A 12,011-nucleotide genomic window follows, 5' to 3' on the forward strand; every position below is an offset into this window, starting at 1 on the left:
CGAAACTCGCAAGCACAATCAAATTACTAGGATCGAATCGCATGGCATTTTCCGAAATTATCCAACGACGTGATTGGGAAAACCCACAGAGTGTTAATCTACACTGCATGAAGGCTCACAGCCCTTTGGCAAGCTTTCGTAGTGCAAAAGATGCACTTCAAAACACCAACAGTCATCGACGCTCTCTCAACGGTGATTGGAAGTTCAAGCTTTTTGGTGCCCCAGAGCAAGTAGATGGCGACTTCATTGCATCGGATTTTGACGATGCGCCTTGGTCAAGCATTCCTGTGCCTTCAAATTGGCAGTTACAGGGTTATGACAAGCCGATTTATGCCAATGTGAAATACCCTTTTGAGGTTAATCCGCCTTACGTTCCAGCAGACAACCCTACCGGCTGCTACCGAACACACATCGACATGACCGCAGCGGATCTAGACCAGACTCAACGTATCATCTTTGATGGTGTGAACTCTGCCTTCCACCTTTGGTGTAACGGCGTATGGGTTGGTTACAGCCAAGACAGTCGACTGCCGACCGAGTTCGACCTGTCTGAGTATTTAAGTGAAGGCCGCAACACCCTAGCGGTTATGGTGATTCGTTGGAGTGATGGCAGTTACCTTGAAGACCAAGATATGTGGTGGTTGAGCGGTATTTTCCGAGATGTGACTCTGCTATCAAAGCCAAACCACTGTATTGAAGATGTGTTTATTACCCCAGACCTTGATGCGTGTTACCGCGATGGTCAACTAAAGGTAGAAACTCGAATCAAGGCTCCAGAGTCTTATCAAGTTCAACTGCAATTGTTTGATGGTGAGCAAGCGCTATGTGAACCACTCTCTGCACTGCCAAACAACCGCCGCATAGATGAGCGCGGCTCCTATAACGATGTGGTATTCCAAACCTTGTCTGTGCGCGAACCAAAACAGTGGTCAGCTGAAACCCCTAACCTCTATCGTTTAGTGGTTTCTTTGCAAGATGAACAGGGCAATCACGTTGAGAGTGAAGCCTATCAGGTTGGATTTCGAAAGATTGAGATTACCGACGGTCAGCTCAAACTGAATGGCAAACCTTTATTGATTCGTGGCGTGAACCGTCACGAACACCACCCTGAGCTTGGTCATGTCATGACTGAAAAAGACATGATTGAAGACATTCGCCTTCTTAAACAGAACAACTTTAACGCGGTGCGTACCGCGCACTATCCTAACCACCCTCGATGGTATGAGTTGTGTGACCAATACGGTCTTTATGTGTGCGATGAGGCCAACATTGAAACCCATGGTATGCAGCCAATGAATCGCCTCTCGAGCGACCCTCAATGGGCGAATGCTTACATGAATCGCTACACACAGATGGTGATGCGCGACAAAAACCATGCCTCGATTATCCTTTGGTCGCTCGGTAATGAATCTGGCCATGGCGCGAATCACAATGCCATGTACGCGTGGTCGAAACAGTATGATCCATCCCGACCAGTGCAATACGAAGGTGGTGGCTCAAATACCACAGCAACCGATATCATCGCGCCAATGTATGCTCGTGTGAATACCGTCATAGAAGATGAAGCGGTGCCAAAATGGCCTATCAAAAAGTGGATTTCTCTACCCAACGAACAGCGTCCACTGATTTTGTGTGAGTACGCCCATGCAATGGGCAACAGTTTGGGTAGCTTCGATGAGTACTGGAATGCGTTCCGTGAGTTCCCTCGCCTACAAGGCGGTTTCATTTGGGATTGGGTTGATCAAGGCATCACTAAAACTGACGACAACGGCAATCAGTACTGGGCATACGGTGGTGATTTCAACGATGAGATCAATGACCGACAGTTCTGTATCAATGGTTTGGTGTTCCCAGATAGAACGCCACACCCAACGCTGGAAGAAGCCAAATTCTGCCAGCGCATGATCACGGTCACGCTAAGTAAAGAGCAGCAAGGTCGCTACAGCTTAATCATCCGCAATGAGAACTTATTCCGTTCCACTGACAATGAACAACTCAACTGGTCACTGCTGGAAGATGGTATCGAAGTACTCAACGGTAATTTACCACTCGATGTCGATGCGGATAGCGAAAAATCGCTCACACTAGATATCGGTTTTAAACCTAAAGCGGGTGCACGTTATCACCTCAATACTGACATTACCCTAATCAGCAAGACCCCATGGTCAGAAGCAGGTTATGTGATTGCGACTGAGCAGTTTGCACTCACAAACTTCAGTGGCCTTGTGGTGACAAAAGAAGAGGCTGTACCTGCTCCGATGCTGGAAGTCTCTAACAGCGAAATCACTGTACAAACAGACCACGCTAAGTGGGTATGGGACACCTCTTCTGGTCTCCTGAGTCAATGGCAACAACTTGGCGTCAATAAGCTTGACGCGCCGCTCGTTGATAACTTCTACCGCGCCCCACTCGACAATGATATTGGCGTGAGTGAAATTGATAATGTTGATCCAAATGCATGGATGTGTCGTTGGGACATGGCAGGTATCGGTCAATGGGAGCGTCAATGCCTATCATCTCAAGCCCATATGCAGGGTGACAAAGTGTGCGTTGAAACGCGCTTTGCTTATCAGTTTAGTGAGCAAATTCAGGCCATCACAACTTGGACTTACACTATTTCTGGTGATGGACAAATGAAAGTCGAGGTCGACGTTCAGCTAGCGGACCACCTACCTCCAATGCCACGAATTGGTATGGAATGCCAGGTGACACTCACTGATGGCATTGAGTGGAAAGGCCTAGGTCCATTTGAAAACTACCCTGACCGCCTTGCAGCAGCGCGATTTGGTCATCATAAAGCCCCAATCGATGATATGCATACCTCCTATGTTTTCCCAACAGACAATGGCTTGCGCTGTGATACTCAGTGGCTCAATGTTGCAAACTTGACTGTCAGGGGTGATTTCCACTTTAGCACTGGGCAGTACTCGCTCGCCCAGCTCTCTGCAGCGAAACATACCAATGAACTTGCTAAAGATAACACGCTCTATCTGCGCATTGACCACCAGCAAATGGGGGTTGGCGGTGATGACTCTTGGAGTCCTAGTGTTCATAAGGCTTTCCAGCTTGTTGAAAATCACTACCACTACAGCGTGATCTTTAGCTAACGAACGCCCTTCTCCTGATGATCCCCAAGCTAAAGGAGTATACAGTAAAAATCGTGTCTATTTGCGAGTGAGTGAGTGGAAGACCATTACTGACAATGCTCTTCCCATAGGTGACAAACGTACACACTATGTATAATAGTGTGTACGCACTTCAATCCCTCAAGGATTAAAGAGCCGATAACATTTCACACTTTCTATTAATCTGTGGTGACTGAATAGTCACCTTTCCCCTCGTTGTAATCATAATGAATCTCAGTAGGGTAATCTTCAGATGCAATTTCAAGTATTTCGATAATGGTAGTAACTGGGATTTTATATACATATTTATGGCGCTCAAAATCAGAGCAAGTATAGACGCCTCCCCAGTTGCGATCTTTATCTCTGTAGGCATACAAAGCACTGCCATGTACTAATTGGTTTGCAATAAACTGGACTGTCTTTGTAAGCTTATCTTCTTTAGATAGGTCATACAGTTCATCAATGTCCCAGAAGTTCAAGCTATTGACAGGTTTGATACATTTAGAACCGTAGACATTAAATTGTTTACTCGTTGTGCGCGAGGAAAGCTTATTTGCTTCAGTAAGCTTTCGAACCATAAATAACGATATAATTACATCTTTTTCGAAGTTGACTTGCCGCTTCTCGGTATATCTTAGCGGTTTAGAAACGGGTTTAAACCTTCTGGCATAAGCAGCTAAGTCTTCCTTCCAGTAACGAGACTCAATCACAATTTCTTCTTCCACTCCTCATACCAACGCTTACCCTTCAAGCCACTCTCAAACGGCCATGCCAAAACTCTATCGAACAAGGGGCCTTGCGTTATCAAATCCATATCAGGAATATCCCAATACATGTCATTTAGAGCAATTTTCTCATTTATATCCCTAAACTCACCAACCATAAGTGAAATAAATTGCTTTGCATCATTCTCAGAGGTCACTTTTATAGGTATAGACACTCTGCTATCAACATCGACTTTACCTTTAATCCTGCTTAAGCCAACGTAAGTTGCCTTTTGCTTCTTTACTTCAATCTCTTTCTCTTCAATCTTCTTTACAAACTTCGGTGAAAACTCAAATAAATCACGACTTATAAAATGAGTTTGCTTTTTGGGGTGATTGAAAAGTAACTTTAACCACTGTTGTTCAATGTCTTCAGGCATGAACCCTTCATTCGTTAGTGCTGTGTAATAATAGTGTTCAACCCAACTAGCTTTTGAAAACTCTTCCAGTGAAAGTACCGCTAACTGAAAACTGGATGGATATGAACCATGTTCGAATAGTAATATTGAGTCATTTAAGAGTCTGAGAGCATTGTGTAAAGACTCTACCGCTATTTTCTCAAACTTGTACTTGCTCAATCCGTCTAATTTTTCCATTGATAACTTTAGTTCCCCTAAATATTAAGCCATTATGTACAAGACCAGAATTGCAGTAAACGCAAGTCTGCACAATAAAACTTCAGCATTGTAATAGTTCTTTCAGGTAGCTATTCCGCTTATGAGAGTGACTAGGTGCCTTGGTGATCTGCTTCATGTCATCACTACTACCAACGATATGGATTTCACTTTCCGCTCTAGTGATTGCCGTATAGAACCATGCTCTATCCACTATTCTTCCGTTTTGCAGAGCGATGATGATGCGTGGAAACTGTGATCCTTGAGCTTTATGTAGAGTGATTGCGTAACCCAACTCCATGCAGTCGAGAACGGATTGTGTTATCTCGACCTTTTCACCTGTATCTAGCGTCACTTCACCATAACTGTCACCAGAAGGTTTGGTACTGGTTAGTGTGCCAAGTGAGCCGTTCTGAATGCCTTTATCGTAATGATTCTGCGTGAATAACACCGCATCATTGAGGCTAAGTGGCAGAAAGAACTTGTTACCATTGATTTCGAACTCAAGGCTGGCGCTATCTGGGTTAACGGCTTGCTGGGTGAGCTTATTGATTTCTGATACGAGTGCCTTGGTTGGAGCCATGACACGACTGCTATCAGGGAACTCTTGATAAAGCTCGCAACAGACTTTGGCAATGTCTGTTTTACTGGTTTCGTGAAAGTGTATTGCACCTGAGCTTAATTGTTCAGGCATCACTCCTTGATTGATGAGTTTTGAGTATTCGGGGATACCCGTTGAACCTTCTTGCCGTTTGACGATATCCAGCATCGTATTCGCCACCGTTTTTGCTTCAACGATGTCTTCCAATACCTTGCCACAACCTATTGGTGGGAGTTGGTCAGGGTCGCCACTGAATATCAATCGTACAGAGGGGTGAATGTGATTTACTAGGCGATACATAGTTGGCAGGTCAATCATGCTCGCTTCATCAATCACTAATAGATGATTTGTTTTCTCGACACTGGGTTCAATAGGTTCTTCACGCAGCAATTTGGCAATGGTTGAGGTAACAAAACCGATGGACTCATGAAGTCTCATTGCAGCACGACCGCTGAGCGCAACGGCGTGTATTTCAAATCCAAGTTGATGATATGTCCTGAGAGCCGTCCTGAGTACCGTTGTTTTGCCTGTTCCTGCACCACCCGTAATGCAGCTTACCGAATTATCCAGACACGTTGTGACGGCTTCGATTTGTTTAGGGGTTAATTCGTAGGGAAGCTCCGCAGCCGCAGAGCAATACGCAGCATTGGCGTTTTCATCAAACAAGTTATTTCGCTTAATCAGTGTTTTTAAGCGCTTGGCAACAACACTTTCCATCAGAAGTTGCGCTGTTGGATGGTAGGCTCCTGTGTCGGGATTTAAAACATACTGAGCTTTATCATGACCTGATTTGAACGCCTGAGTGACCAGTGTTTTGTCTCTTAATAGCTTGTTGAGGTAAGGGCGCACATTGGCATGAGTGGTATAGGTGTGACCTTTTTCAATCTCCTTGCGAATCGCCATTTCCAGAGCAGCGCTGAGCCTTCTTGGGTCATCCTTCGCAACATCGCTCTTAAAATCCGTTAACTTGATAATGTCTTCAATGGCACTGAACGAAAGACCAAAGCCCATTAAAGCATAAGGATTATCCTTGATAACATCGATGGAGGCTTCACCGTGATGCTTGAGTAGTCGTTGCTGCACACTGGCAGGGATGTTGTACTCGCTCATCCAGTTGCAATGAGCCAGATTTTTATATTTGGCGTACCCCTTAAAGAGCGCTTCCACTGAATCTTCACTCAAAATCGATGTCAGACGCTTTCTGGACTCTGGGGTGTCATTTCTCAGTGTGGCATGGAAGTCTTTACCCAAGAGCTGCCAGAGCGCTCTAGCTTTGCTTTCGCCAATACCCTTGAAGTCACTTTCTCTGGCGATAAATCGTATCAGTTGCTCACCTGTTTCGGGTAAAGTGCATTCAATATGCTTGGGTGATTCATACGTGTGCTGCTGCATTACATAATCACCCATCTCCATATTTTCTATCTGTCGAGCACCTCTGACTGACCAATGCTGACCCAGCGTTGGAAGTACAGGGATGCTATCGGGGTCGGCTTTGATGGTGACGTAATACTTCCCACTATTGGTTTTGTAAGAGTCTTTCGCCAGCGGTACACCGCTGAATATCACCATCTTGGTCGAGTGATAAGGGATACTGGTGACACGCATTTGGTCTTCATGCAAAGCGGTATTCATCGTGGCATCAACCCCATTTCGGATAAGGTTTCAGATAGCTCACCAAAGCGCTCAAGTCGCTTTTCAAGCTCCTTGACCTTGGCTTTCAACTCGATGTTTTCAGCCTCTAATGATGACACCCGCTTTGAATCGAGCAGCTTTCGATTTGCTGTGTTGTCGTAGGCTTGAGGTTTGCCCTCATTCTTCTTGGCAGCGGCGGTCAACGGTGGCAGGACACCTTTACTGCGCAGCTCATCTTCTAAGGCTTTGAGTGCTTTCTTGAGGGCAGGATTTTGGTTTAACGCCGATTTGCCACAACCAATACCCTTTGCCACTTCAATACGGTTAAGCTGACCTCTGAACACGATTTGTTTAAAGTCATCGTCCGTCTGTGTGGCTTTCCAGACCTCAAATGCCTCAAGGTTTTGCTGTGCTTTTTGCTGCCCACTTGCCATTAGTCATCTACCTCACCCAATAGCTTGCGAAGCCCTGTGACAAAGCCTCTAGGGAATACTTCGCTGTTGTATTCCATGTCTTTTACTTGACCCGCCTGAGTAGTTTGCCAGTCGTTCTTTTCCATGCATTCATCAGAAATGACATACGCTAAGGCTTTTTTCTCTGATTCGGTGAGTACGCCTGATAGGGATGGCAGCACTTCGACGCTTGGCTCTGCGGTGGTATCAAACTGGCGCACAGGGCGCTTGTCGATAGTGATATTGGCGTGTTGCTTGAGCAAATTGACCTCTTTGCGGTAGCGGTTACGCTCGGCAATGATTTGACCAAACAAGGCGCGTACCGCAGGGTCTGGGATGCGCTCTAACAGCTTATTATCCGCAGGGATGGATTTAGACCGTGAGGTGTTGGATAGCGGCTTTTTGGTACTGGTATTGCACTTTGCCGCCCACGCTTCGATGAGTGTTCGGTAGTGCTTATTACGGGTAGCACGCAAAGCTTCATACGCCAATCCGCCATTTTCAGCAGACACCCGACCAATTTGCGTGATGGAGAAATCACGCTGACCTGATTCTGCATAGGCTTTCAGCGTGTCATTGAGCTTATCGAGGTTTTGCTGCGTGCGAGGCACTTTGCCTTCTTTTAAGTCAGCCAAAATAACATCAATATCGAGTTCCATTAGTCCTCCAATAAGTTCGGTAGTGCTATGCCATCTAGATTAATGGCTTTATTAGTCAGTGCATGAATACCCTGAGAGAGCAGCTTGTTATCGGTCAGGTATTCTTCCGCTTCGATGTGGTTCGCCACCTTGCGGTAGCCTTCGAGCTTATCGTCAGGGTCAGCAATTTTCGCCATTTGGCGCAGCATGGCATTGGCGGCTATGAGTTGTTGTTTGTCGTCCATTTCCATGAAAATCGGCTCGAAGCCTTTTTTCATTAGCACACGACTGAGTTGCATCGAGCGCTTTTGAATAGCAGGGGTTTTACGCAGTTCGTCCTGTAAATCAGGAAAGAATTCTGCATCATCACAAAGCAGTGATAGATGCAGTAACTCAGAGTCGGTTTCGATAAACTTTAAGGCATGGCTGACATCTTGCTCATAGCCAACCGCAATCAGTTTATCTTTGCTGTCATCTTCATTTCTGGTCTCTTCAACACGAATGATTTTCTGAATAAGTTCAAAGCACGCAATCCAGTCTTTGGCGTATTCATCGGCTTCAACTTGCTGCTTTTCATAGCGGCGCTGTAGGGCTTGCAGCTCATAGTGCTTGGTAAACGGTTTGCCTTGCTCTTCACAAAAGAACTGCTCGTCTTTTAGGGCTTCCAGCTCACCTTCAATTTCCACAGATAGGTTCGCAGCCTGATGTGCTTTGTAGCTCAGTTGGTTGAAGTGGGCATTGAGCGCAGGCAGGTATCGAGCTTCGGTAATAAACCAGCGGCAGCGAATACAGTTTTCAGGGCCGTGAGGCACACTGCCGTAAATGCGGTGGGTAGCAGCTTTTACATCATTAATCAACTTACCACCGTTCCAGCAACCACCAAGGGTACTGACTTCATCCGATTTCACGGTGTTACCGCCTACCAGACACATACCGCACGAGCGTTCTTCCCAGCCAACCGGATTACGATTAACCAGTGCCGCCTGAATGCTGTCATCGTTGTGATACACCATCTTGCATTGAATTTGCTCCAATGAGGCATCTTTAAGGAAGTTGCGCACCGATTGTTTGGATTTTGCGTCTAGCTCTCCATGCGCTTCATCCATTTTTTCAGCCATTACTGATGGGGTAATCTTGTTGTAGTAGATGGTCATCAATAGACGCGTATGCCCTGCTAATAGTTTAGAGATTACAGGTAATGGCAGTTGGGTGTCCATCGTATAGGCAGTGATGAGTGAGACTCGCAAGCTGTGCAATGGAAAGCTAGTTTTGTAACGTCGCGACTTAGGTATATCCTCTGGATACTCGGAAACTAACCTCAATCTTCCCCCGCCATCGAGACTATCACCATGTTCAGCCAATTGATTTTCTAGAGCGAAGAGGAGTTGATACCAGAAAGAGTCTAGCGCATCGTCCCTAATGGGTTTAGTTCTATCATCCCCCCTTGCCGAGGCCTCTCTAAATAGAAATGAAATTTCCCCCATACTTTCCAGTTGTGCTTTCGATTTTTTCTTATCAGTGTGCTTGGTAAGTAATGTGGTGCAGTCGGTTGGTTTATCAATTGGGTTGTACTTTTCTTGCCAATTGCGTAATTTCTCTATCCAGTACAATACTTCATTATTTTGCCACGGAATGATGTAACCACGCTCTAGTTCGTCCTTGTTTTGGTCGGCGGTCTTATTGGTATTGATATACAAGCCTGTTGAATACAGCCCTGTCATGGTGTCGTGAATTCGGCGGAATATGCCTTTACTAAATGGGCGCTTTTCACTGCCAAGTGCAAAGTCATTTTTAGTGTTAAGTACCCATTGAGCGTTTTCGTAGCGCCACGTATCGGCTTCACCGCTATCTAGCATCCGCACCTGATAGGTACGCAGTGGCAGATGGAGCTTCATGAAAACCACCATCGCTTTGACGGGTGACCAGATTTGGTGAAGGATGATTTTATTGCCTTTGCGAGTTGTTTTTATAGTACGCCATACACAGTCGGGGTCGGTTTTATCAATCAGTTCTGGTTCAACTTCAAACCAATCGCCATCATTACCTGATAGACGTTGACCTGTCTGCTGTTGCGCCCATGTCCAGTGTTTGAAATTACGATAGTGATAAGTGGGAAGCAGGGTTTCACCTTGCTTGAGGTTTTGTTCAATGACGGTGAGTTCGTCTTTATCAGGTAGCGGACAGAGGATTTGGCGCAAATTATGAATGTAGCGATACGGCAGGGGGGTACGTACAGTTTCTGTTAGTGATTCCTGTCGTTTGATTTTGCTCAGCGGGTTTTCAACCAATGACACTAACTCGCCATTGTCATCCTCTTCAGAAAACACCTTTTGGACAACAAAGTCAATAAAGTCACAGGAGATGTTTACTCCTGATTGGATTACTTTAGGAGAGTTTTGTGTTTCTCTTAACAACGTCTCCAGCTCTTCACTAGAACATTGGTGTCCTCGGTGTCCCTTAAAAAATAATGATATGTCGCCTATCGCATAGCTTGCGCGCTCTCTAATATAGGATTCGAAGAAGCGAGCCAAGTAGCAAATTGTTAGTGTCATCGATGTGGTTTGTGCGCCATCCACTCGGCTGCCAACTCCTGCCAGTGGTTGCCACTCTCAGCACAGTGTGGTGAGCATCCAAGAGAAGGATGAATCGATGAACGTCGTCATTTTTTCTACAAGCCATTCTTTACCTCTCAATATATACGGATGCTTGCTGTGAAATAGCCCTGCGGGTCGACGTCATCAAAACCATGCGCAACGAGTGCTTTCCAGTCGAGCGCTTGACTTTGGATTCAGGTTTGCCAGTTGCAACGTCGCTTGGGTCAGTCATCAGAGATTTCCTGCGGGCCTTTGCTGTGTAGGGATTTGTGAGTCTAGGGACTTAATGTGCATACAGCGTCGAATTACCAACGGGTTCAAATCTGGAACGTTCTAATCGTCTGCCGTAATTATGTCGATGCCCATGTGGATCTAAGCTTCTGCCTGCTCGGCTCTAAACCAATGCGCTTCAAGCCCTTGGCGTAGTTATCATGTAAGGCGTTGACTGGTGTAAGGGTTGCCGATACAAGCAGCTCATGATAGAAACGAAATAAACGCATAATGGTGATGACAGTCGTTGCTGGCTCGGTACTTTTGGTAGTTTTTCCATAAGTGACTAAACCTTTGCCATAGTCAGTTGGAAACCATTGACCTGTATGTAGTTGTCTTTGTGGTCCAACCACACGGTTTTCTTCCAACAGATATCACTGTGCCTTTCATGCGCTGCGAGGGATGGCGAGCATAATTGCCCTTTAGTATATGCTTCTCTGTTTGGTTACCAGAACGACTCGCCACCATCAGTGGCTTTGCCATCTGTTTTCTTGTAAATTCGAACGCTTAGCACTATCTGGCTCATAGGGATCTTCAAACACGTCCTGTCACCCAAGCGTTAACGCTTCATTCGCGTAACCCGCCAGCCGTGCATTAGAAGAGTATTCCTTGTCCGGAGTGCCACTCGTGGTCGCTCGCGCCACCGATTCCATTTATATAAAAATCTTCCAATGCTTGTTTCAGAAAGGGATGCGTCATCTTCGGTTTTGGTGAGGCGGCGTGGCGTCCTTTAACAATTCTCGTTCGCAGCTTAACGATGGTTATTGTTCACAGTCTTATCTTCGATATACCCAGGAAATCAATTTGGTTTTTTGCGATACCATGCAGCGTAATCAATCGCTGCTCATGCGGGTAGCATCACGCAAGGGGTCATGGACGCAGTACCTTGCTTTTCTGCCAACCAGTCGGTAAATGCCGCAGTCGATGATATGCTTATTCACGTTACTGGTTGACTTGGCACCCATATAACCGAGGGGTCAATCCCATCCTCACTCATGGTTCCTGTATAAAACGTTTAGAGAAGGCTGGAAGAGACTCGATCGTCGAACAACCTCTATTTGCTCCATATATCCAACACAAAGATCCGCTTGAAGAAAGCATTCATCACTGAATTGCTCCACTCCGTCTGCTTCTAATTTGAGTAGGTCACTCTGTCACCGTGCTCAACTCGCCTTGCTCAGTGTAGCAGATGGCAGTTGGTGCTTTTGATTCCGCGTATTGTCCTCTTACAATCGTCGCTCCTGACTTTTACTGATGACAAAGCTATGCTTTCTTATACACCCAGTGTCACAATATTTACTAATACCATATAATTAGTTGT

Annotated in this window: 8 protein-coding genes; 1 reads left to right on the forward strand and 7 read right to left on the reverse strand. The window is 45.8% G+C overall.

Going from position 1 to position 12,011, the window contains the following annotated elements:
* The first annotated feature begins 41 nt into the window (after positions 1–41).
* A complete protein-coding gene (locus tag QWZ05_RS22235; protein WP_290300759.1) occupies positions 42–3,107 on the forward strand; it encodes a beta-galactosidase in 3,066 nt (1,021 codons plus the stop codon).
* Between the two features lie 197 nt (positions 3,108–3,304).
* On the opposite strand, the gene QWZ05_RS22240 is transcribed toward QWZ05_RS22235, so the two are convergent.
* The 7 genes from QWZ05_RS22240 to QWZ05_RS22270 all read right to left on the reverse strand — a co-directional run bounded on the left by QWZ05_RS22240 (position 3,305) and on the right by QWZ05_RS22270 (position 11,058).
* Positions 3,305–3,850 carry a hypothetical protein gene (locus QWZ05_RS22240; protein WP_290295800.1) on the reverse strand — a complete coding sequence of 182 codons (546 nt, stop codon included), beginning with the start codon at positions 3,848–3,850 and terminating at the stop codon, positions 3,305–3,307.
* Positions 3,832–4,485, reverse strand: a complete 654-nt coding sequence (locus QWZ05_RS22245) for an AbiV family abortive infection protein (protein WP_290295798.1) — start codon at positions 4,483–4,485, stop codon at positions 3,832–3,834. The genes QWZ05_RS22240 and QWZ05_RS22245 overlap by 19 nt, the downstream gene beginning before the upstream one ends.
* Before the next feature lie 82 nt (positions 4,486–4,567).
* Complete coding sequence (locus tag QWZ05_RS22250; protein ID WP_290295796.1) at positions 4,568–6,736, reverse strand: AAA family ATPase; 2,169 nt, start codon at positions 6,734–6,736, stop codon at positions 4,568–4,570.
* Positions 6,733–7,170, reverse strand: a complete 438-nt coding sequence (locus QWZ05_RS22255; protein WP_290295794.1) for a VPA1267 family protein — start codon at positions 7,168–7,170, stop codon at positions 6,733–6,735. The genes QWZ05_RS22250 and QWZ05_RS22255 overlap by 4 nt, the downstream gene beginning before the upstream one ends.
* Positions 7,170–7,847, reverse strand: a complete 678-nt coding sequence (gene gmtX / locus QWZ05_RS22260; protein WP_290295792.1) for a gamma-mobile-trio protein GmtX — start codon at positions 7,845–7,847, stop codon at positions 7,170–7,172. The genes QWZ05_RS22255 and gmtX overlap by 1 nt, the downstream gene beginning before the upstream one ends.
* Complete coding sequence (gene gmtZ, locus QWZ05_RS22265; protein WP_290300761.1) at positions 7,847–10,402, reverse strand: gamma-mobile-trio integrase GmtZ; 2,556 nt, start codon at positions 10,400–10,402, stop codon at positions 7,847–7,849. The genes gmtX and gmtZ overlap by 1 nt, the downstream gene beginning before the upstream one ends.
* Positions 10,403–10,770: 368 nt before the next feature.
* A complete protein-coding gene (locus QWZ05_RS22270) occupies positions 10,771–11,058 on the reverse strand; it encodes a hypothetical protein (RefSeq protein ID WP_290300763.1) in 288 nt (95 codons plus the stop codon).
* Between the last annotated feature and the right edge of the window lie 953 nt (positions 11,059–12,011).

The organism is Vibrio agarivorans, assembly GCF_030409635.1.
GTDB classification, from domain to species: domain Bacteria; phylum Pseudomonadota; class Gammaproteobacteria; order Enterobacterales; family Vibrionaceae; genus Vibrio; species Vibrio agarivorans.